A 22,621-nucleotide genomic window follows, 5' to 3' on the forward strand; every position below is an offset into this window, starting at 1 on the left:
TCGGGTGAATGAGCAGGTCGGGCCGATGGCCGAGGGGGTGGGGGTGGAACGGATCTGCCAATCGTCGCCGTGGCGTCGACAGCGCAGCGCGCCAAAGGTCGTCGAGGCCCTTGGCGCGCTCGGTGGGCGTGCGGCTCAGCCGGCGTCCGACGGGTCCAGGCGGTAGATCGTGGACTGTTCGGTGGTGGAGGAAGAGCTTGAAGTCTTGCTGTACGCACTCTCCTTCACCTTCGTCCCGTGCTTCTTCACCCAGGCCGTCACCTGGGACGACACGCTGTTGTTGGCGCCTCCGGGACCGCCGCCCATCATGCCGCCGCCGAGCTGGATGTAGTGCAGTTCGCCCTTCTTCACCAGCTCCTCGAGCTTGGCGACGGTCATCGCCTTGTCCGTGCCGGTGAAGCCCCACATGGAGATGACCGGTACCCTCGCGCTCAGTTCGATCTGCGCCGCGCTCTGCGAGTTGGAGACCGCGAGCAGCCAGGTGGCGCCGTCCCGGTGCTTCTTCAGGTACGCGATCAGTTCGTTGTTCGCGCCTCCCATGCCGCCCATCATGCCGCCGCGCATTCCGGCTCCCATACGACCGCTCGTGCTTCCCGAGCCGCCGTTCGGGGCGCCGGTGCCATCCGGGGCCGTCGTACCGCCCGATGTGCCCTGGCCGCCGGGGAGTTCACCGTTCTGGCCGCCGGCCGGGAAGCCACCGGCCTGTCCGCCGCCCGGCATCTCCCCGCCGGGGGCGTCACCGGGCGCGCCGCTCGCCGTCCCGCCGGGCGCGGTTCCGCCGCCGGGTATGCCGCCGCCCGCCTCGGCGTTGCCGCCGCCCTGGGCGTCGTTCCGGCCCGGCAGCTCACCGCCGCCGGGGAAGCCGCCCCGGCCGCCGCCCCCGCCGGGGCCGCCGCCGAAGCCGCCGCCCGTCGAGGGGCCGGCCGTCGGGTTCGTCCCGCCCATGCCGCCGACCGAACCGGACGGCACCGACCAGGCGTACGCCGCCGGGCCCGCGAGCGCCGCGACCACCGCCGCCGCGACAGATGCCGCCAGCAGCCGTACCCGGCCCCCGGAGCGGAAGACGAGCAGGCCGGCGATCGCCGCCGCCATGACCACACCGACGGTCGGCCACAGCCAGCTGTGCCAGCCGGACGCCCGGCGCAGCAGCACGATCGACCAGGCGGCCGTTACCGCGAGGCCCGCCGGCAGCACCCACATCCAGCGCTTGTCGGTGCGGAACGCGCGCAGCAGCATGACGCCGCCGCCTCCGCACAGCGCCGCGATGCCGGGGGCCAGGGCGGTCGTGTAGTAAGGGTGCATCGTGCCCTCGGCGGTCGCGAAGGTGACGTAGTGCAGGACCGTCCAGCCGCCCCAGAGGATGAGCGCGGCCCGAGTGAGGTCGGTGCGCGGGGCGCGGCCGCACAGGACCAGGCCGGCGGCCAACGCCACGGCGGAGAAGGGGAGCAGCCAGGAGATCTGGCCGCCGAGGATGTCGTTGAACATCCGGCCGAGACCCGCCGAGCCGGAGAAGCCGCCTCGGCTGCCCCCGCCGCCCCCGCCGTTGCCCTCGCCGCCGAAGATCCGGCCGAGGCCGTTGTAGCCCATGATCAGGTTCCAGGCGGTGCCGTCCGTCGAACCGCCGATGTACGGCCGCTCGGAGGCGGGGACCAGGGACACGGCGATCGCCCACCAGAAGCTGGAGACCGCCAGGACCAGGCCCGCGATCAGCAGGTTCACCATCCGCTGCACGAGCTTCGGGCGTGCCGCGAGCAGGTAGACCGCGAAGACGGCGGGCACTGCGATGTACCCCGCCAGCATCTTCGTGTTGAAGGCGAGGCCGAAGCACACCGCCGAGCCGAGCAGCGGCAGCAGCCGGCCGTTCGTCACCGCGCGCAGGGCCAGCGCCGCGCCGCCGACCATCAGCAGGACGAGGATCGTGTCGGGGTTGTTGTCCCGGTTGATGGCGACCGTGATCGGGGTCAGCGCGAGGATCAGGGCGGCCACCGCGGCCGCCGCATGGCTGAACGCCCGCTTCACGGACGAGTGCAGGATCCAGATCGTGGCGAGCCCGGCCGCGACCTCCGGCAGCATCATCTGCCAGGTGCCGAAGCCGAAGATCCGGCACGACAGGCTCATGACCATGTTGGCGAACGGCGGTTTGTCGACGGTGAGGAAGTTCCCGGCGTCGAGCGAGCCGAAGAACCACGCCTTCCAGCTCTGTGTGCCGCTGTAGATGGCCGCGCTGTAGAAGCTGTTGAGGCCGGAGCCGGAGAGGTTCCAGGTGTACAGCACCGCGGCCAGCAGCAGGATCGCGAGCAGCGCGGGCAGTGACCAGCGGGGCGCGCGCTCCGGCGGTACGGTGTCCGGCGCCGCCGGAGGCGGGGTAGCGGTCGTCGTGTGGGGGAGGGGATCGGTGGCAGATGTCACCACTGCACCATGCAGAGCGGCGATGGGCGCGCGCTGTGGTGCACCTGAGGGGAAGCTGTGGGGCGGTGAGAGTCAGGTAAGCAGCCCGGAGAACTTGTCCCGGAATACGGCGATCTGTGCGTCGTAGCCCGCCTTGAAGGCGGCGAACCCCGGGTCGTTCAAGTTGCCGTGAGGCACGTTTCCCCCTTCCAGGAAGCCCGGTATCGACCGGAATGCCTCGGCTGCCGCTTCCCACCGCTCGCCGCCCTTGTCGCGGGCCGTCGTGAGGAGCTCGTACAAGTCCCGTTTGACGTCGTTCAGGCGGCCTTGTGGGTGGTCCCCCGTGGGCCGGTCCTCCGGTGTGCGCAGCCTGGTGTCCTTCCCGGCGGCGAGGCGTAGGACCGCTAGTGCCGCGAACAACCGCCCCGACTGGCCGAGTTGGCTCTTCTTCTGGTCCGACATGAACGAATCATTGCCACGCGCCGGACCTTTGGAACTTCCGTCGCGGGAACAGGCGTACAACCATTCGGCGGGTTCCGTGCGTCAACGCTGGTATGGATCCCCGGACATCAAGACGTTCCGGCGCGCTCGCCGCCGCCCTCGGTGCCGCGCTGCTCATACCGGTGGCCACCGCCGCCACCCCCGCCGCCGCGGCCACGCCCACCGTCAGCTGTACGTCTGCCAAGGCGGGCCTCGCCGCCAAGCTGCAGAAGGACATCACGGCCGCCCTCGCCAACCGCAGAAGCACCGTGGCGCTCGGCCTGTACGACCGCAGCACCAGCACCACCTGCACCCTGCGCGCCACCAGCTCCTACGACTCGGCCAGCACCGTCAAGGTCACCGTGCTCGCCACGCTGCTGTGGGACGCCAAGAAGCACAATCGCTATCTGACCGACCGTGAGGTCACACTCACCAAGGCCATGATCACCCGGTCGGACAACGACGCGACGACCGCGCTGTGGAAGCAGCTCGGCCTCACCAAGATCAAGGGCTTCCTCGCCGCTGCCGGGATGACGAAGACCGTGCCCGGCGCGAACGGCTACTGGGGACTGACCCAGGAGAACGTCACCGACGAGCAGAAGCTGCTCAAGCTCGTCACCGCGAAGAACAGCGTGCTGAGCGACAGCTCCCGCGCCTACATCCTGAAGCTGATGGGCGAGGTCATCTCCTCGCAGCGCTGGGGCACCCCGGCGGGCGCGCCGTCCACGGTCTCCGTGCACGTCAAGAACGGCTGGCTGCAGCGCGCCACGCACGGCTGGCGGGTGCACAGCCTCGGCACCTTCAACGGCGCCGGCCACGACTACATGATCTCGGTGCTGACACAGGACGACAGCACCATGGACTACGGCGTCACCACCATCCAGAACGTCGCCAAGGTCATCCACAAGGACCTCGTGCCGACCACCTCCGCGACCGCGCTCTACGCCCCGACCAGCCGGCCCAGCGAGGCCCTGGTCCCGGTGCCGCCGCAGGGCTGACCCGCGAAAGCCGGTTCACGAGCCGGTCTCGCGCAGGACACCCGCCCGGCCTACGGTGACGGGCATGCGCCTGAGAACCGTACTCGCCGCCCTGACCGCCGGCCTGGCGGCGGCCACCTCCCTGACCGCCGCCGGGCCCGCGAGTGCCGACATGGCGAGCGACAACGCCTGTTCGCCCACCGTCTCCATCGACCGCTTCTCCGACGCGCTCGACAAGACGACGTTCGACGGCACCTTCGTCGGCAACTTCTCCGCGCTCGCGGTGGACCGGGACGGCTCCCTGGCCGCCCTGGAGGACCGTTCCTCCCTCTTCAGCCTGGACCCGCGGACCCTCCAGCCCAGGTCCGCCGTCCACCTCGCCGACGAGAAGGGCGCCGACCTCGACTCCGAGGGCCTGGTCATCGAGAGGGACGGCACCCGCCTCGTCGCCTCCGAGACCGAGCCGTCCGTCCGCCGCTACTCCCGCGACGGCCGCATCCTCGACCGGCTCCCGGTCCCCTCCTCCCTCCTGGTCGCCCCGGCCGGCCGCGCCACCGCCAACCAGACCTTCGAGGGCCTGACCCTGCTGCCCGGCGGTCACACCCTGCTGGCCTCCATGGAGGACGCGATCTCGGGCGACTCCACGGGGATCGTCCGCTTCCAGACGTGGCAGCGCACCAAGGGCGACCACTTCCGCCTCTCCGCCCAGTACGCCTACCGCACCGACGCCGGCCTCGGCGTCCCCGAGGTCCAGGCCACGCCCGACGGCCGCCTCCTCGTCCTGGAACGCGGCTTCACCTCCGGCGTCGGCAACACCGTCCGCCTCTACCTGGCCGACCTCCGCCACGCGACCGACACCAGCGGCATCGAGAACCTGACGGGACAGCCGTCCGTCCACCTGATCAAGAAGACCCTGCTGACGGATGTCGCCGCCTGCCCGTCGCTGGGCGCCACGGCCAAGCAGCCCCAGCCCAATCCCCTGCTGGACAACATCGAAGGCATGACGATCACCGGCCGTGACCGTGCCCGCCGCCTGCGGGTACTGCTGGTGAGCGACGACAACCAGAACCCGGTCCAGACGACCCGGTTCTATTACCTCCGGGTACGGGTCTGAGCTTCCCCTTCGTTTTGCTGCGGAGGGATGAAATCCGCACACCTGCGCGTTGGTGCCTTCCGGTAGAGCAGGTCGACAGGAAGGCACCCGCGTGTCACCGCAACGGGGATGGGCAAGACGACTCGCGAGCTACGCCTGGCGATACCCCAAGGACGTGCTCCTCGCCCTCGGCTCCTCCCTCGCCGGCATGGCCGTCACGGCCGTCGTCCCGCTGATCACCAAGGTGATCATCGACGACGTGATCGGGAACCACACCCGCTCCATGGCTCCCTGGGCCGGCGCCCTGATCGGCGCGGCCCTGCTCGTCTACGCCCTCACCTACATCCGCCGCTACTACGGCGGCCGCCTCGCCCTCGACGTCCAGCACGACCTGCGGACCGAGATGTACGGCACGATCACCCGCCTCGACGGCCGCCGTCAGGACGAGCTGTCCACGGGCCAGGTCGTCGGCCGGGCCACCAGCGACCTGCAGCTGATCCAGGGCCTGCTCTTCATGCTCCCGATGACCATCGGGAACGTCCTGCTCTTCCTGATCTCCCTGGTCATCATGGCGTGGCTGTCGCTGCCGCTGACCCTGGTCGCCCTCGCCGTCGCGCCCGCGCTCGGCTGGATCGCCAGGCGGAGCCGCAGCAAGCTCCACCCCGCCACCTGGTACGCCCAGGCCCAGGCCGCCGCCGTGGCGGGCGTGGTCGACGGCGCCGTCAGCGGCGTACGCGTGGTGAAGGGCTTCGGGCAGGAGGAGCAGGAGACCGGCAAGCTCCGGGAGGTCGGGCGCAGGCTGTTCGCGGGGCGGCTGCGCACGATCCGGCTGAACAGCAAGTACACCCCGGCTCTCCAGGCGGTCCCCGCCCTCGGTCAGGTCGCCATGCTCGCCCTCGGCGGCTGGCTGGCCGTGCGCGGGCACATCACGCTCGGCACCTTCGTCGCCTTCTCCAGCTACCTCGCCCAGCTGGTCGGCCCGGTCCGGATGCTCGCGATGGTCCTCACCGTCGGCCAGCAGGCCCGCGCCGGCACCGAGCGCGTGCTGGAGCTGATCGACACCGAGCCGACGCTCCGGGAGGGCACCAGGACCCTCCCGGCCGACGCGCCCGCGACCGTCGAGTTCGACGACGTGTCCTTCGGGTACGACGGCGGATCCACGGTCCTGGACGGGCTGACCTTCGAGATCCGGCCCGGCGAGACCCTCGCCGTCGTCGGCTCCTCCGGCTCCGGCAAGTCCACCCTCTCCCTGCTCCTGCCGCGCTTCTACGACGTCACCCACGGCGCGGTCCTGATCGGCGGCCACGACGTCCGTGAGCTCACCCTGGACAGCCTGCGGGCCGCGATCGGGCTCGTCCCGGAGGACTCCTTCCTCTTCTCCGACACCGTGCGCAACAACATCGCGTACGGCCGCCCGGACGCCACCCGGGAGGAGATCGAGGCCGCCGCCCGCGCCGCCCAGGCGGACCGTTTCATCGCCGAGCTCCCCGAGGGCTACGACACCAAGGTCGGCGAGCAGGGCCTGACCCTCTCCGGCGGCCAGCGCCAGCGCGTCGCACTCGCCCGCGCCCTGCTCACCGACCCGCGGCTGCTCGTCCTCGACGACGCCACCTCCGCCGTAGACGCCCGCGTGGAACACGAGATCCACGAAGCCCTCAAGCACGTCATGGAGGGCCGTACCACCCTGCTCATCGCGCACCGCCGCTCCACCCTCAACCTCGCCGACCGCATCGCCGTCCTCGACGGCGGCCGGCTCGCCGACCTCGGCACGCATGAGGAACTCCAGGAGCGGTCCGCCCTCTACCGCCGGCTGCTCACCGATCCGGACGAGCTGGGCGGGGTCTCCCCGGGCCACGCCGCGCCCGCCCTGCCCCAGGAGGACACCTCCGTCCGCGAGGAGCTGGACGCCGAGTTCGACGCCGAGCGGGGGGTGACCCCCCGGCTGTGGACCGGCGACCGCACGCCCAGGGACCAGGCGCTCTCCGGCACCCCCGCCACCCCGGAACTCCTCGCCCAGGTGGAGGCGCTGCCCCCGGCCATCGACACCCCCGGCATCGACGAGGCCCGGGCGGTCCTCCCGGAGGACTCCTACGGCCTGCGCCGTCTGCTGCACGGCTTCGGCCTGCCCCTCCTCCTCAGCCTGCTGCTGGTCGCCACGGACGCGGGCGCGGGCCTGCTGCTGCCGGTGCTGATCCGGCACGGCATCGACGCGGGCGTGACGAAGATGGCCCTCGGCGCGGTCTGGGCGGCGTCCCTGCTGGGCCTGGTCACCGTGCTCGTCCAGTGGGTCGCGCAGATCGGCGAGACCCGGATGACCGGCCGTACCGGCGAGCGGGTGCTGTACACGCTGCGGCTGAAGATCTTCGCCCAGCTCCAGCGGCTCGGGCTCGACTACTACGAGCGCGAGCTGACCGGCCGGATCATGACCCGGATGACGACGGACGTCGACGCCCTGTCCACCTTCCTCCAGACGGGGCTGGTCACGGCGTTCGTCTCGGTCGTCACCTTCTTCGGCATCATGGGCGTCCTGCTGGTGATCGACCTCCGGCTCGCGCTCGTCGTCTTCGCCACCCTGCCCCCGCTGATCGTCGCGACCTTCTTCTTCCGCCGGGCGAGCGTGAAGGCGTACGAACTCGCCCGGGAACGCGTCTCGGTGGTCAACGCCGACCTGCAGGAGTCCGTCGCCGGCCTGCGGATCGTGCAGGCCTTCCGGCGCGAGCGGGACGGCGGGCGGCGGTTCGCCGAGCGCAGCGACAGCTACCGGCACGCCCGCATCCGCGGCCAGTGGCTGATCTCCGTCTACTTCCCGTTCGTGCAGCTGCTGTCGTCGGTGGCGGCAGCATGCGTGCTGATCGCGGGCGCGCACCGGATCGAGGCGGCGACCCTGACGACCGGCGCCCTGGTCGCCTATCTCCTCTACATCGACCTGTTCTTCGCGCCGGTCCAGCAGCTGTCCCAGGTCTTCGACGGCTACCAGCAGGCCACCGTCTCCCTGGGCCGCATCCAGGAACTGCTGCGCGAGCCGACGTCCACGAGGTCGGCGGACGAGCCCCGGGAAGTGCCGTCCCTGCGGGGCGACATCGCCTTCGAGGACGTGCACTTCGCGTACGGTGACGACGAAGAGGCGCTCACCGGCATCGAGTTGACGATTCCCGCGGGGCAGACGGTGGCCTTCGTCGGCGAGACGGGCGCCGGCAAGTCGACCCTCGTCAAGCTGGTCGCGCGGTTCTACGACCCCACCGCGGGGCGGGTCACGGTCGACGGCACGGATCTGCGCGCCCTGGACCTGACGTCGTACCGGCACCGGCTCGGGGTCGTCCCGCAGGAGGCGTACCTGTTCCCCGGCACGATCCGCGACGCCATCGCCTACGGCCGCCCGGACGCCACCGACGCCGAGGTGGAGGCGGCGGCGCGGGCGGTCGGCGCGCACGAGATGATCGCCACGCTGGAGGGCGGCTATCTGCACGAGGTCGCCGAGCGCGGCCGCAACCTCTCGGCGGGCCAGCGCCAGCTGATCGCACTGGCCCGGGCCGAACTGGTGGACCCGGACATCCTGTTGCTGGACGAGGCCACGGCCGCCCTGGACCTGGCCACCGAGGCCCAGGTCAACCAGGCCACCGACCGCCTGGCGGGCCGCCGCACGACACTGGTGGTCGCCCACCGGCTGACCACGGCGGCCCGCGCCGACCGGGTGGTGGTGATGGACCACGGCCGGGTCGCGGAGGACGGCACCCACGACGAACTCCTCGCCCGCGACGGCCGGTACGCCGAACTGTGGCGCACCTTCGTCGGCCGCCCCGAACCGGAGGAGCCGGTCACCGCGTCCCGCTGACGGTCGTGCAACCATCCGGCATACGTCATGCGTCCGTACATCAGTACGGCCGCAGGATGAGACACGACCGTGGTACGGGGAGGACGACAGTGGACATTGGTGCGATACGCCGGCGTCTGGCGCTCGGTACGGCCTTGCTGGCGGCGAGCGGGACGCTCGCCCTCGTGACGTCAGGCACCGCCCAGGCGAGCACGGTCGGCGGCTGCGCCGGGCACGAGGTGCGGGCCCTGCCGTTCAGCAGCGGGGTCACCCATGTCTACAGGAGTGACGGGTACGTCTGCGCCGTCACCGTCGCCCGGCACCCCGGCCCCGCCCAGACGATGTCCGTCAGCGTCCAGGCGCGCGGCAGCCGCCCGGTCGTCGACGAGGGCACCTACCGGCACCACGCGGGGCCGGTGACGGTCCACGCCGGTCACCGCTGCGTGTGGGTCAAGGGCGCGGTGGGGTCGCATGGTTCGGTCAGCTCCGGCTGGATCCTCTGCTGACGGCAGGCCGGCCGCTCGGCTCGCTTCGCGGGGAACCGCCCCGTATCGCCGCTCGTCCAATGCGCGGGTTGCCGGACGAGTCTTCCGTGCCGTGGTGTCGGCCCCTCGCGACTGGCCGCGAACGCCGACCCACCCTCTTCGCCGCGGCACGGCCGGCCGCCCGCCGCCACCGGCGCGCCCCCCTCCCTTGCGCCGGTGGCGGCCCCTTCGCGGTTACCGTGCATTCCCTTGACGGAAAGAAACTTCCTGGATATTGGTGACTCCTCGGAAGTTTCCTTCAGCGGTTCTCCTCCGGAAGGAGCGCACGTGCCCGATACCAGCACGGGAAGCGACATCAGCACGGGAAGCACCGGAAACACCGCAAGACCCTCCAGACGCGCCGTCCTCGCCGCGACCGCGGGCCTCACCGCCGCGCTGACCGTGCCGACGACCGCCCGCGCCGCCACGCCCGGCGACGACCGCCGGCTGCGCGCCCTGATCTCCCGGATGACGCTTCAGGAGAAGGTCGGCCAGCTCTTCGTGATGCGGGTCTACGGCCACTCCGCGACCGCCCCCGACCAGGCCGACATCGACGCCAACCTCAACGAGATCGGCGTCCGCACGGCCGCCGAGCTGATCGCCAAGTACCGCGTCGGCGGGATCATCTACTTCGCCTGGGCCCACAACACCCGCGACCCGCACCAGATCGCCGACCTCTCCGACGGCATCCAGCAGGCCTCCCTGTCCCAGCCGCGCGGCCTGCCGGTGCTCATCGCCACCGACCAGGAGCACGGCGCGGTCTGCCGGGTCGGCAAGCCCGCCACCCTCTTCCCCGGCGCCATGGCGATCGGCGCCGGCGGCTCCCGCGCGGATGCGCACACCCTCGGCCGGATCTCCGGCGCCGAACTGCGCGCGATGGGCATCAACCAGGACTACTCCCCGGACGCCGACGTCAACGTCAACCCGGCCAACCCGGTCATCGGCGTACGGTCCTTCGGCGCCGACCCGGACGCCGTCGGCGCGCTGGTGGCCGCCGAGGTGAGGGGCTATCAGGCCTCCCGGGTCGCGGCGACCGCCAAGCACTTCCCCGGGCACGGCGACACCGCCACCGACAGCCACACCGGCTTCCCGGTCATCACGCACAGCCGGGAGTTGTGGGAGAAGCTGGACGCCGTACCCTTCCGGGCCGCGATCGCCGCGGACATCGACTCGATCATGACCGCGCACATCCAGTTTCCGGCCCTCGACGACTCCGGCGACCCGGCCACCCTCTCCCCCCCGATCCTCACCGGCATCCTGCGCGGCGAACTCGGCTACGACGGGGTCGTGATCACCGACTCCCTCGGCATGGAGGGCGTCCGCACCAAGTACGGCGACGACCGGGTGCCGGTGCTCGCGCTGAAGGCCGGCGTGGACCAGCTGCTCAACCCGCCGTCCCTCGACGTGGCCTGGAACGCCGTACTCAAGGCCGTCCAGGGCGGCGAGCTGACCGAGTCCCGCCTCGACGAATCGATCCTGCGCATCCTGCGCCTGAAGGCCCGGCTCGGCCTCTTCGACGACCGGCGCGGCGGCCGGACGGATCTCGGCAGGGTCGGCACCGAGGCGCACCTGGCCGCCGCCGACAGGATCGCCGAAGGCACCACGACCCTCCTGGTCAACGAGGACCATGTCCTCCCCTTCTCCCCGCGCACCGAGCCCCGCCTCCTGGTCGTGGGTGCGGACCCGGCCTCCCCCTCCGGCACCACCGGCCCGCCCACCGGCGTGCTTGCCGCCGCCCTCACCGAGCTGGGCTTCACCGCCACGGCCCTGTCCACCGGCACCGCGCCCTCCGCCGCGACCATCGCCCAGGCGGTCACGGCCGCGCAGAACGCGGACGCAGTGGTCGTCGCGACCTACAACGTGACGGCGGGCAACGCCCAGAGCACCCTGGTGGAACAGTTGCTGTCCACGGGGAAGCCACTGGCCGCACTGGCCGTCCGCAACCCCTACGACGTGGCCCAGTACCCCTCCGTCAAGGCCGCGCTGGCCTCCTACGGCTGGACGGACGTCGAAGTGCGCGCCGCCGCCCGGGTGATCGCCGGACGCGTGCCCCCGCGCGGCAAGCTGCCGGTGCCGGTGCAGCGGGCCGACGACCCCACGCAGGTGCTGTATCCGATCGGGTACGGGCTGACGTACTAGCCGTACGCCACACACCGGGCGCAATACCCCCAACTGGGGGAAACCCTCCCGCATGTCTGGCGTGGCCACGCCGCCAAGGGTCACGCTGGACCGGGGTGTCAGGGGGGATGGCCATGCGTGGGAAAGGTGCCGTGAGGGCCGCGTGCCTCGCGTTCCTGCTGCCGGCCGCGCTGCTGTCCGGCTGCCGGGGCACGCCGGGCACCCCCGTCGGCGACGCCCGCCCCACGCCGGCCGCGAGCCGCGGCTACGGCGCCGAGTTCCTCGCGGTCGGCGAGTGCAGTTCCTTCGGCACGACCGGCTTCACCGAGGTGCCCTGTGCGAGCGAGCGGGCGGTGGCCAGGGTCATCGCCCGCTACGACGGCGCCTTGGCCGACGGCCCCCTGTGCCCGGCGACGACCGATTTCGTGCTGCACATCAGCGCCCGGTCCGCGACCGCCGACGAGGACGGCGACGGCGCGGTCCCCCAGGGCTACGCCTGCATGCGCAACCTGGAGCGCCCGCACCCGGGCGACCCCGGCGGCGGGGGCGGCCCCCGCACGATCCCCGGCGACTGCGTGTACGACTCCGGCAAGGGCCAGGTCCGCGAGACGGCGTGCGACGGCTCGGGCCGCCGAAAACCCGAGTACCGGATCACGAAGGCCGTCCCCGACCGGGTGGACTGCCCGGCATCGACGGCGTTGTACGTCCAACTGGGCGGGAGCAGGCCGGTGGGCTGTGCGCGGCGGCTGTGAAGGAAGGGGAGTCGCCTGCGCTCAGTCCGTCGTCGGCACCGGTCCGTCTGCCGAGGCCAACTGCACTGCCGCCAGCCGGAGTTGATCGCGCACCGCGCCCAGCACCGGATCTCCCCCGGCCCCCGTCCGCACCGCCGCGAACACGTTCCGGGACGGCGGTCGGCCCGCCACCGGTCGTACGGCGAGGCGGCGGTGGGCGTACAGCGGACGGACGAGGCGCGGGACCAGGGCCACCCCGGCGCCCGTCTCCACCAGTGCGGTCAGGGCGCTCCAGTCGTTCACCGCGTGGCGGATGTCCGGGGTGAAGCCCGCCGCCGCGCACACCGCGCGGGCCACCGCGCCGCAGCAGCTCTCGGCCGCGCCCACGATCCATGGTTCGGCGGCCAGTTCGCGCAGCGGGACGCGGTCGCGGGCGGCCAGTGGGTGGTCCTCGGGCAGCGCCAGGTCGAGGATGTCCGTCAGCAGGTCGGTGCGGGTGTAGCGGCGGTCGGTGTGCGGGGGAGTCGCCGCGAAGTCGACGGCCACCACCACGTCCAGCCGGCCCGCGTCGAGCGCGGTGAACACGTCCGGCGGCTCGGCCTCCACCACGTCCACCCCGAGGCGCGGAAGCCGCTCGGCCAGTGCGCGCAGGGCCGGCGGCAGCAGTCCGAGGACGCCGCTGCCGAAGCAGCCGATCGTGACCTGCCCGCGCCCACCGGACCCGTACGCCGCCAGGTCGGCCCGCGCCCGCTCCAGTTGGGCGGCGATGGTCTCGGCGTGGCTCAGCAGGATGCGGGCCTGCCCGGTCAGCCGTACGCCCCGCCCGTCCCGTTCGGTCAGCGGCGCCCCGAACTCCCGGGCCAGCGCCGCGATCTGCTGGGACACCGCCGACGGGGTCAGATGCAGAGCCTCCGCGGTGCGGGCCAGGCTGCCCCGGCGTTCCAGTTCCCGCAGCACGGTCAGCCGCCGCAGATCGATCGTGAAGGTGCTGCTTACCTGTTCCACGCGGAAACATTAACTGGACCGTGCGGCAGGGGTCGGAAATCATCGGCGGCATGACCACGCGCTCGTACCTCATCCTGCACGGCTGGCAGAACCACCGCCCCGAGGACCACTGGCAGCACCGGCTCGCCGACCGCCTCACCGAGCTGGGCCACCGGGTCAGCTATCCGCAGCTGCCCGCCCCGGACGACCCCGACCTGGCGGTGTGGCTCGCCGAACTCGCCCGCCACCTGGAGGAGTTGGACGGCTCGGGCGAACGGGTCGTCGTCGCCCACAGCCTGTCCGCCGTGCTGTGGCTGCACGCCGCCGCCCGGGGCCTGGAGCAGCTGCGGTACGCGGACCGGGTACTGCTCGTCGCGCCGCCGTCCGGGTCCTTCCTCGCCGGGCAGCCGGAGGTCTCCGCTTTCGTCCCGCCCGCCCTCGACGCCCCCCTCCCCGGCCCCACGCGACTGGTCGCCGGCGACGCCGACCCGTACTGCGCGGAGGGCGCCCAGCGCCTCTACGCCGAGCCCCTCGGCCTCCCCGCCGACATCATCCCCGGCGCCGCCCACCTCGACCTCGACGCCGGGTACGGCCCCTGGCCGGCGGCGCTGGAGTGGTGCCTGAACGGCACGACACCGCTCGTGGCACGCCCGGAACCGGGCATGTGACACAGCAGGCCGCCTCGCACGTCGCCGAGGCTGGAGCCGGCCTGTCCGACGATCTGCTCCGCCGCCGTGATCCGGCACGACGCCGCTCACGGCACGTCGGAACTGGGATGTGAGCCCCGTTCAGGCGTGCTCGGCGGCGGCCTCTTCGGCCGGACCCGGTGCCCGGTCCCGTAGTTCCGGTGTCGTCGTGGCGACCGCGCCCACCGCGAGCAGACACAGCAGGCCGCCGGTGATGAGTGAGGTCGCGCCGTCGGTCCAGCCGGCGAGCAGGCCGCCGCGCACGTTGCCGAGGCTGGGGCCGGCCTGCCCGACGATCTGCTCGGCCGCCGTGACCCGGCCGAGCAGCGCGTCCGGGGTGCGGGTCTGCACGATCGTGGACCGGGAGACGACCGAGATGGCGTCCCCGGCGCCCGCGACGGCGAGCAGGGCGAGACCGAGCCACGGGTTGGTCGTCAGCCCGAAGAGCACCAGCGCGGCACCCCAGACGGCGGCCGCGCCCAGCATGACCGGACCCGGCCGGCCGAGCCGGGTCACCGCCCCCGACAGGGCGGTGGCCATGACACCGCCCACCGCCAGGGCCGACAGGAACAGGCCGAGCGTGCGCGGGTCGTCGCCGAACCGCTCGGCGTTGACCAGCGGGAACAGACTCACCGGGAAGGACAGCACGGTCGCGGCGAGGTCGGTGATCAGCGCGCCCCGCACCACCGGGTGCCCGGCCAGGAACCGCAGCCCGTCCAGCACCCCGTGCAGGCTCGCCCGCGACGGCTCGCCCTGCGGCGGCAGCGCGGGCAGTCCGAAGGCGCCGTAGAAGGCGACGCCGAAGCTGAGGGCGTCCAGCAGATAGCAGGTGCCGATGCCCAGCCAGCCCAGCAGCACACCGGCCAGGGCCGGGCCGAGCAGCATCATCGACTGGCCGGTGACCTGGTTCAGGGCCAGACCGGCGGCCACCTGGTCCTTCGGCAGCAGCCGCGGTACGAAGACCCCGGCCGCCGGGGCGCCCAGCGCACCGAACGCCGACTGCGCGGCGACCAGCGCGAGAACGGCCGCCACCGGGACGTGCCCGGTGAAGCCCTGTACGGCCAGCAGCGCGGAACAGGCCGCCTGGCCCACGGTCGCCGTCAGGAAGATCCGCCGCCGGTCCGCCCGGTCCACCCAGGCGCCCGCGAACAGCCCGAACACCACCAGCGGCAGCGCCTGCGCGAGCCCCACCGCACCGGTCCACGCCGTGCTGCGGGTCATGTCCCACACCTGGTACATGACCGTCACCATGGTCATGAACCCGCCGAGCGTGGACACGGTCCGCCCGACCAGCAGCCGCCGGAAGAGGGGCGAGGCGCGCAGGGGCCGTATGTCGATGAGCGGCTGAATCACCGGGGGAGGCTAACCGGGCACCAAGGCACCGGCCAGCGAATTAACGGGTACTACGCCGCCTCACCCAGCAAGCGCAGCAAATGCTCCCGCCCCGCCCCCAACAACCCCGCAAGCGGCGCAGCCGACCCGTACCACCGCTTCTCGTACTCCCAGCACAGCCACCCGTCCCACCCGTGCCGGCACAGCACATCCACGCACTCGGTGAGCGGAAGCACCCCCGAGCCCAGCGGCAGCGGCCCCGTGTCGTCGGCCGACGCGATGTCCTTGACCTGCACATACCCCAGATGCGGAGCGAGCGCCGCATAGGTGTCGGCGGGCTGCTCGCCGCCCAGCCAGGTGTGCATGACGTCCCACAGCGCGCCCACCTGCCGGTGCCCGACCGGGCCCAGCACCCGGATCACGTCGGCGCCGGTGCGATGCGAGTCATGCGTCTCCAGCAGGATCCGCACCCCGAGCGCGGTGGCGTCCTCCGCGGCGGTGCCGAGCCGCCGGGCGGCCAGGGCGTCGGACTCCTCGCGGGGGCGGTCGGGGTCCGCGCCGGGGAAGACCCGGACGAAGGGCGCGCCCAGGTCGTGGGCGAGATGGAGGAGATCCCGGATCTCCGCCAGTACCGGTGCGTCGTCACCGGGCGCGGCCACGCGCGCGTACCCGGCGAGGCCCAGCACTTCGACCCCGGCCTCCTTGAACCGGGCCGCGGTCGCTGCGCGTTCGGCGGGGGAGAGGCCGGGATGGACCGGCTCCTCCGGATGGGCGCGCAGTTCGACGCCGTGGTAGCCGTGCGCGGTCGCGAGCGCCAGGACCTCAGGGACGGGCAGGCCGGGGACACCGAGAGTGGAGAACGCCAGCTTCATGGCCCGGACCCTACCCGTCATCCGTCCGATTCGTGACTCGTCACCCGTCCGATTCGTGCAGATCCAGTCGCCAGTCCTGGCCCACGAGATCCTTGCCGAAGGAACGGTGCGGTTTCTCCGCGACGAGGACGAAGCCGTGCCGCTGGTAGATCCGGCGGGCGCCGCTGAGCACGTCGTTGGTCCACAGCACCAGGTCGCGGTAGCCGACCCCGCGCGCGAAGTCGACCACGGCCCGTACCAGCCGGTCGCCGATGCCGTGCCCGCGTGCCTCCGGCTCGACGAGCAGCAGCCGCAGCCGCGCGGTACCGGGTGCGTCGTCCCGTACGCACATCACGCAGCCCACCGGGCGCCCGGCCAGCTCGGCGATCCACACCCGCTCCAGATGCGGGTCGTGGTCCTCCGCGAAGTCGGCGACGATCCGGGCGACCAGGCCCTCGTAGTCGGCGTTCCAGCCGTACTCGGCCGCGTACAGGGCCGCGTTGCGCTGCACGATCCAGCCGAGGTCGCCCGGACGCGGCTCGCGCAGCACGACCTCGCCGTTCCGGACCCCGCCCTCGCCGAGGACTTCCTGGACGGTCCGCATGGCCTGCGCCAGCCGTGGCAGGTCGGCCGGTGCCACGGTGGCGAGCATGGCCCCGACCGTCTCCCGGGCCCGCTCGTCGAGCAGGGCGGCGGCCTCCCGTCCCTGCGCGGTGAGCCGCACCCGCCGCCGGCGCGGATCGCTCTGCGAGGGGCCGCGCTCGATCAGCCCGGCGTCCTCGAACTTGTTGAGGATCCGGCTCAGATACCCGGCGTCCAGGTCGAGCAGCGTGCGCAGATCGACCGCGTCCAGGTGCGGGACCTGGGCGAGTTCGTACAGCACTCGGGATTCGGTGAGGGTGTACGGGGCGTAGAGATGGCGGCCGTAGTCGAGGGCGCCGATGAGGCCCGTGTAGAAGCGGTTGAAGGCGCGGACGTCCTGGACGGTCATGATCGCCCCCCGATGTTTGACTCAGTCAGAGATGCCGTCCTCCGGAGCCTAGGCCTGCCGCCCGCCCGCGTCCACGGCCCGGTTCGGCGGCGTATCAAATGTGCTGGGGCGCAGGGGCGTTGGCTAGCCGGACCCGGGTCCGCTTCCTTTGCCTGTTCTTTAGGCCGGTGGGGAGTCCTGCTTTTGACTACGTCGCAACCTCGTCGTAGCTTTGATGAAGAACGCCACTTATGTCCGTTTTATGGCGGACGTGGCGGTCCGCCGCGAGAGCGCCTATCACGTGGCGGCGGGCGGCGCTCCGAGCGACGCGCAGGCTGGAGCGCAACGGACGGCCCGTCGAGGCCGTCCGGCAACTCAACCATACCCTCCGGAGAGGGGCTCATCATGCGCGCACACACCACCCGGATGAAGAGAGTGGCCATAGCGGTCTGCTCGGCGCCGATCCTGGCCATCGTGGCCGGAGCTGGAGCGGCCCAGGCTGCCACCTCCTCTGCTCCTGCGTCTGCTCCCGCACATGTCGCCACGTACCACGGAGACGGCTGGGGCTGGGGCTGGGGCGGCGGCGGCTGGGGCTGGGGCTGGGGCGGCGGCTGGGGCTGGGGCTGGGGCTGGGGTGACGGCGGCGGCTGGGGCTGGGGCGGCGGCTGGGGCTGCGACTGAGCGCCCAGCAGTAGCCGACACCAGTAGCCGACACCAACAGCCGACACCAACAGCCGACACCCCCTGACGACAAACCAAGGGTGGATCCGGGTGCCCGACCTCACGGGCACCCGGATCCATATGCACGAGCACGTAACAGAAGTGATGTTCCAGTGTGGCCGTGACAACGGAGGTAGTACCGGATGAGGATCGTTTGCGTGGGCGGAGGCCCGGCAGGGCTGTACTTCGCGATCTCCGCGAAACTGCGGGACGCCGGTCACGAGATCACTGTGATCGAGCGGGACCCGCCGGAGGCGACGTACGGCTGGGGGGTCGTGTACTGGAACGATCTGCTGGACATCCTGCATAGCAACGACCCCGAGAGCGCACGGGCGGTGAGCGCCGGTTCCGTGCTCTGGCAGGACCAGGAGATCCACCTGCACGGCAGTCGGCACGACGGCACGGCGTATTTCGGCGGCTACGGCTACAGCATGGGCCGCGCCGCCCTGCTGGACGTGCTGACCCGCCGCGCACGGGCGCTCGGCGTCGACGTCCGCCACGAGAAGCTCGCCGACCCCGCCGACCTGCCCGACGCCGACCTGATCGTGGCCGCCGACGGCGCGGGCAGCCGGATCCGGCAGAGCCGCGCCGAGCACTTCGGGACCAAGGTGGAGACCGGCCGCAACCCCTATATCTGGCTCGGCACGGACCGGCAGTTCGACAGCTTCGAGTTCTGCTTCGAGGAGACCCCGGCCGGCTGGATCTGGTTCCACGCCTATCCGTCGTTCCACGGCATCAGCACCTGCATCGTGGAGTGCTCACCGCAGACCTGGCAGGGCCTCGGCCTCGACACGCTCGATCCCGAGGACGCCATGCCCCTGCTGGAGAAGATCTTCCACCGGGCGCTCGACGGCCACTCCCTGATCAGCAGATCACGCGGCGAACCGGCGAAATGGCAGCGGTTCCAGCACATCAGCAACCGGACCTGGGTCGACGGCAACGTCGTCCTGGCCGGCGACGCCGCGCACACCACCCACTTCACGCTCGGCTCCGGAACCCGGCTCGCGATGATCGACGCGATCGTACTGGCCCACAGCCTCTCCCAGTACCCGGATCCGCGGGTGGCACTGCGCGAGTACGACCAGCACCGCCGCGCCGAACTCCACCCCATCCAGGCGGGTGCGCGCACCAGCATGGCCTGGTTCGAGCAGCTGGACGACTACCTGGACCGCGACCCGGTCTCCTTCGCCTACGCCATGTCGGTACGTCAGGGCCACCAGGCCCCGTGGCGCTACCAGGTCCACCTCGCCACCCAGATCCCCGCCGTACGCAGGGCCCGCCGGGCCTACGAGACCGGCAGGCGCTGGTACCGGGACCGCAGGAGGGGCGAGGCACCGATGCCGCTGCTGGGAAGGTCACTTTCCGGCTGACCGGGGCACTCCCGAAGACCCCCGCACCATCAGCTCCCCCCGGACGGTCGCGATCCCGCCGGGGGGCGCCTCCTCCCGCCCCATGGCGATCCGCCCGGCCCTGGCCCCCGCCTCCGCGAGCGGCAACCGCACGGTCGTAAGAGAAGGCACCGCGTCCACGCTGAACGGCAGATCGTCGAACCCGGCGACCGACACGTCGTCCGGGATCCGCAGCCCCGAGTCCCGCAGCGCCGCACACGCCCCGAGCGCGACGGAGTCGTTCGCGGCGACGACGGCGGTCAGGGAGGGATCCCGGCGCAGCAGCTCCAGCGTGGCCTCGTACCCGGACTGCCGGTCGTAACGGCCGTGCACCGTCCAGCGCGGGTCCTCCTCGACGCCCGCCGCGGCCAGTGCCGCCCGGTGGCCCTCCAGCCGGTGCCGGGTCGTCGTACGCTCCTCGGGGCCCGCGATGTAGCCGAGGCGGCGGTGGCCGAGGCCGAGCAGATGCTCGGTGAGCCGGTGCGCTCCGCCCCGGTTGTCGAAGGGCAGCGCCACGGCCTCGGTGTCGGGCGCCGGCGGCCGCCCGCACAGCACCACCCGGGTCCCGGCCTCGGCGAGCTTGCGCAGCTTCGCCGCGACCGCCGCCGCGTGCGGCGCGTCCTCCACGGCCCCGCCGGTCAGCACCACGGCGGCCGCCCGCTGCCGCTGCAGCAGCGTCAGATACGTCAGCTCACGCTCCGGCGAGCCACCCGTGTTGCAGACCACCGCGAGCCGCTCACCGCCCGCCCGGCCACCCCCGACGCCCCCGATCTCCGCCTGGATCGCGCTCGCCATGATCCCGAAGAAGGGGTCGGCGATGTCGTTGACGAGGATGCCGACCAGGTCGGAGGTGGCCGCAGCGAGGGCGCTCGCCGGGCCGTTGAGGACGTAGTCCAGCTCGTCCACCGCCCGCAGCACCCGTTCGCGCGTGGAGGCGGCCACCGGGTAGTTGCCGTTCAGCACGCGCGACACCGTCGCGGGTGAGACCTGGGCGCGGGCCGCCACATCCGCCAGGGTCACCGTCATCTCGTCGTCCTCCGGTCGCGCATCGTGTCGTACGCCCTCGTAGACAGCCAGGTCCTGCTGCTGGTTCCGAGAATCCGTCGAGCAGACCTTAAAGCCATGGCCCCCGATTGTTCGCCCCCTCGAACAACTCGAAGGGGACACGGTCTTGTACAGATCACCGTCCAGAGGCTAGTTTCTCAGTGTAGAAAGCGCTTGCTGCCAGGGTGAACAGAGGGGACTCACGTGACACGCAAGACGGTGCGAATCGCCATGAACGGCGTGACCGGGCGCATGGGCTACCGCCAGCACCTCGTACGGTCGATCCTCGCCCTGCGCGAGCAGGGCGGCCTCGGCCTCGGCGACGGCACCGTGCTGTGGCCGGAGCCGATCCTGCTCGGCCGCCGCGAGCACGCCCTGCGGGAGATCGCCGACCGCCACGGCCTCGACCAGGTCTCCACGGACGTGGACGCGGTGCTGGCCGATCCGTCCGTGGACATCTACTTCGACTCCCAGGTCACCTCGGCCCGTGAGGAGTCGATCAAGAAGGCGATCGAGGCCGGCAAGCACATCTACACCGAGAAGCCGACGGCGACGGGCCTGGCGGGCGCCCTGGAGCTGGCCAGGCTGGCCCACGCCAAGGGCATCAAGCACGGCGTCGTCCAGGACAAGATCTTCCTGCCGGGCCTGCTGAAGCTGAAGCGGCTCATCGACGGCGGCTTCTTCGGCCGGATCCTCTCCGTGCGGGGCGAGTTCGGCTACTGGGTGTTCGAGGGCGACTGGCAGCCCGCCCAGCGCCCCTCCTGGAACTATCGCGCCGAGGACGGCGGTGGCATCGTCGTCGACATGTTCCCGCACTGGGAATACGTCCTGCACGAACTGTTCGGCCGGGTGAAGTCCGTCCAGGCCCTCGCCACCACCCACATCCCGCAGCGCTGGGACGAACAGGGCAAGCCCTACGACGCGACGGCGGACGACGCGGCGTACGGCATCTTCGAGCTGGAGGGCGGCGCGATCGCCCAGATCAACTCCTCCTGGGCGGTCCGCGTCAACCGCGACGAGCTGGTGGAGTTCCAGGTCGACGGCACCGAGGGCTCCGCGGTGGCGGGACTCAGGAAGTGCCGGGCGCAGCACAGGTCGGCGACCCCCAAACCGGTCTGGAACCCGGACATCCCGGCCACCGAGGTCTTCCGCGACCAGTGGCAGGAGGTACCGGACAACGGCGACTTCGACAACGGCTTCAAGGCCCAGTGGGAGCTGTTCCTCAGGCACGTCCACGCCGACGCGCCGTACCACTGGGACCTGCTGGCCGGCGCCCGTGGCGTCCAACTGGCCGAGCTGGGCCTCAAGTCCTCGACGAAGGGCCGCCGCATCGAGGTACCGGAGATCGCCCTGTGACCATCCAACTCCCCTCGGTGGACGGTTCGTTGCGTACGTACGAACCCCGTACCGAGCCGCTGGCGATCACGCCGGGCACGCCCATCACCTCCCGTACGGTCTTCTCGGCCGCGCACGTCGTGGCCGACCCGCTCGCGGACGTGTCCCCCGATTCGCCCGCCGCCGTCGACTGGGACGCCACCCTCGCCTTCCGCCGCCACCTGTGGTCCCACGGACTCGGCGTCGCCGAGGCGATGGACACCGCCCAGCGGGGCATGGGCCTGGACTGGGCGGGCGCGGCGGAGCTGATCCGCCGGAGCGCGGCCGAGGCGCGGTCGGTGGGCGGCCGTATCGCGTGCGGGGTCGGCACCGACCAGATCGGGGGCGGCTCCCCGGCACAGATCCGCGCCGCCTACGAGGAGCAGCTCGCGGTGGCGGAGGAGTCGGGCGCCCAGGCGATCCTGATGGCGTCGCGGGCGCTGGCCGCGGAAGCCTCCGGCCCCGAGGACTACCTGGAGGTCTACGGCCATCTCCTGCGCCAGTCCGCCGAGCCGGTGATCCTGCACTGGCTGGGCCCGATGTTCGACCCGGCGCTGGAGGGCTACTGGGGCTCGGCCGACCTGGACGCGGCGACGGAGACGTTCCTGGAGGTCATCGCCGCGCACCCGGACAAGGTGGACGGCATCAAGGTGTCGTTGCTGGACGCGCGGCGGGAGATCGACCTCCGCCGCCGACTGCCGCGCGGGGTCCGCTGCTACACCGGCGACGACTTCAACTACCCCGAGCTGATCGCGGGCGACGACCAGGGCTTCAGCCACGCCCTGCTCGGCATCTTCGACCCACTGGGGCCGCTGGCGGCGCAGGCGGTACGGGTCCTGGACACCGGGGACAGGACCGGTTTCCGTGAACTGCTCGACCCCACGGTCGAACTGTCCCGCCACCTCTTCCAGACCCCCACCCGCTTCTACAAGACGGGCGTGGTCTTCCTGGCCTGGGTGGCGGGTCACCAGTCCCACTTCACGATGGTCGGCGGCCTGCAGTCGGCCCGCTCCCTCCCGCACCTGGCCCGCGCCTACGAACTCGCCGACGGCCTCGGCCTGTTCCCGGACCCCAAGCTCGCCGAGGAACGGATGAAGAACCTGCTGTCGCTGTACGGGGTGAACCAGTGACCGATCTTGCGCGCTTCAGC

The 22,621-nt window shown here is 72.0% G+C and carries 18 protein-coding genes; 11 read left to right on the forward strand and 7 right to left on the reverse strand.

The window, feature by feature from the left end:
- Positions 1–135: 135 nt before the first annotated feature.
- On the reverse strand, positions 136–2,409 hold the full coding sequence (locus ACWCQS_RS08565; protein ID WP_451003742.1) for a glycosyltransferase family 39 protein: 2,274 nt from the start codon (positions 2,407–2,409) through the stop codon (positions 136–138).
- Positions 2,410–2,481: 72 nt separating this feature from the next.
- Entirely contained in the window at positions 2,482–2,850 is a 369-nt protein-coding gene (locus tag ACWCQS_RS08570; protein ID WP_451003743.1) for a hypothetical protein, read from the reverse strand.
- Between the two features lie 92 nt (positions 2,851–2,942).
- Between ACWCQS_RS08570 and ACWCQS_RS08575 the strand changes: the two genes are divergently transcribed.
- The 6 genes from ACWCQS_RS08575 to ACWCQS_RS08600 all read left to right on the forward strand — a co-directional run bounded on the left by ACWCQS_RS08575 (position 2,943) and on the right by ACWCQS_RS08600 (position 12,143).
- Positions 2,943–3,866 carry a serine hydrolase gene (locus tag ACWCQS_RS08575; RefSeq protein WP_451003744.1) on the forward strand — a complete coding sequence of 308 codons (924 nt, stop codon included), beginning with the start codon at positions 2,943–2,945 and terminating at the stop codon, positions 3,864–3,866.
- A 64-nt stretch (positions 3,867–3,930) separates the two neighbouring features.
- Entirely contained in the window at positions 3,931–4,959 is a 1,029-nt protein-coding gene (locus ACWCQS_RS08580) for an esterase-like activity of phytase family protein (protein ID WP_451003745.1), read from the forward strand.
- A gap of 91 nt (positions 4,960–5,050) precedes the next feature.
- A complete protein-coding gene (locus tag ACWCQS_RS08585; protein WP_451003746.1) occupies positions 5,051–8,770 on the forward strand; it encodes an ABC transporter ATP-binding protein in 3,720 nt (1,239 codons plus the stop codon).
- Positions 8,771–8,859: 89 nt separating this feature from the next.
- A complete protein-coding gene (locus ACWCQS_RS08590; protein WP_451003747.1) occupies positions 8,860–9,255 on the forward strand; it encodes a hypothetical protein in 396 nt (131 codons plus the stop codon).
- Positions 9,256–9,561: 306 nt separating this feature from the next.
- Entirely contained in the window at positions 9,562–11,412 is a 1,851-nt protein-coding gene (locus tag ACWCQS_RS08595; protein WP_451003748.1) for a glycoside hydrolase family 3 protein, read from the forward strand.
- A gap of 113 nt (positions 11,413–11,525) precedes the next feature.
- Complete coding sequence (locus ACWCQS_RS08600; RefSeq protein ID WP_451003749.1) at positions 11,526–12,143, forward strand: hypothetical protein; 618 nt, start codon at positions 11,526–11,528, stop codon at positions 12,141–12,143.
- A 21-nt stretch (positions 12,144–12,164) separates the two neighbouring features.
- Here the strand turns inward: ACWCQS_RS08600 and ACWCQS_RS08605 are convergent, their stop codons facing one another.
- Positions 12,165–13,127: a LysR family transcriptional regulator gene (locus tag ACWCQS_RS08605; protein ID WP_451003750.1), complete on the reverse strand. Its 963-nt coding sequence runs from the start codon at positions 13,125–13,127 to the stop codon at positions 12,165–12,167.
- Between the two features lie 50 nt (positions 13,128–13,177).
- Here ACWCQS_RS08605 and ACWCQS_RS08610 point away from each other — a divergent pair, with 50 nt between their 5' ends.
- Positions 13,178–13,774 carry an RBBP9/YdeN family alpha/beta hydrolase gene (locus ACWCQS_RS08610; RefSeq protein WP_451003751.1) on the forward strand — a complete coding sequence of 199 codons (597 nt, stop codon included), beginning with the start codon at positions 13,178–13,180 and terminating at the stop codon, positions 13,772–13,774.
- Between the two features lie 120 nt (positions 13,775–13,894).
- Here the strand turns inward: ACWCQS_RS08610 and ACWCQS_RS08615 are convergent, their stop codons facing one another.
- Genes ACWCQS_RS08615 through ACWCQS_RS08625 form a run of 3 tightly spaced genes read right to left on the reverse strand, consistent with a single transcriptional unit; the run spans position 13,895 to position 16,966 of the window.
- The gene (locus ACWCQS_RS08615) at positions 13,895–15,145 is read right to left on the reverse strand and encodes an MFS transporter (protein ID WP_451003752.1); all 1,251 of its coding nucleotides are present in this window, start codon (positions 15,143–15,145) and stop codon (positions 13,895–13,897) included.
- A 50-nt stretch (positions 15,146–15,195) separates the two neighbouring features.
- Positions 15,196–15,996, reverse strand: a complete 801-nt coding sequence (locus ACWCQS_RS08620; protein ID WP_451003753.1) for a sugar phosphate isomerase/epimerase family protein — start codon at positions 15,994–15,996, stop codon at positions 15,196–15,198.
- 40 nt (positions 15,997–16,036) lie between these two features.
- Positions 16,037–16,966, reverse strand: coding sequence for a bifunctional helix-turn-helix transcriptional regulator/GNAT family N-acetyltransferase (locus ACWCQS_RS08625; RefSeq protein WP_451003754.1), 930 nt, complete (start codon positions 16,964–16,966; stop codon positions 16,037–16,039).
- Between the two features lie 384 nt (positions 16,967–17,350).
- Here ACWCQS_RS08625 and ACWCQS_RS08630 point away from each other — a divergent pair, with 384 nt between their 5' ends.
- Complete coding sequence (locus ACWCQS_RS08630) at positions 17,351–17,626, forward strand: hypothetical protein (RefSeq protein WP_451003755.1); 276 nt, start codon at positions 17,351–17,353, stop codon at positions 17,624–17,626.
- A 197-nt stretch (positions 17,627–17,823) separates the two neighbouring features.
- Complete coding sequence (locus ACWCQS_RS08635; RefSeq protein ID WP_451003756.1) at positions 17,824–19,035, forward strand: FAD-dependent monooxygenase; 1,212 nt, start codon at positions 17,824–17,826, stop codon at positions 19,033–19,035.
- Here the strand turns inward: ACWCQS_RS08635 and ACWCQS_RS08640 are convergent.
- On the reverse strand, positions 19,021–20,079 hold the full coding sequence (locus tag ACWCQS_RS08640) for a LacI family DNA-binding transcriptional regulator (RefSeq protein WP_451003757.1): 1,059 nt from the start codon (positions 20,077–20,079) through the stop codon (positions 19,021–19,023). The genes ACWCQS_RS08635 and ACWCQS_RS08640 overlap by 15 nt on opposite strands.
- 222 nt (positions 20,080–20,301) lie before the next feature.
- On the opposite strand from ACWCQS_RS08640, the gene ACWCQS_RS08645 reads away from it, so the two are divergent.
- Complete coding sequence (locus ACWCQS_RS08645; protein WP_451003758.1) at positions 20,302–21,453, forward strand: Gfo/Idh/MocA family protein; 1,152 nt, start codon at positions 20,302–20,304, stop codon at positions 21,451–21,453.
- On the forward strand, positions 21,450–22,601 hold the full coding sequence (locus ACWCQS_RS08650) for a dihydrodipicolinate synthase family protein (RefSeq protein ID WP_451003759.1): 1,152 nt from the start codon (positions 21,450–21,452) through the stop codon (positions 22,599–22,601). The genes ACWCQS_RS08645 and ACWCQS_RS08650 overlap by 4 nt, the downstream gene beginning before the upstream one ends.
- Positions 22,602–22,621: the final 20 nt, after the last annotated feature.

The sequence above is a fragment of the Streptomyces sp. NPDC002076 genome (assembly GCF_053593835.1).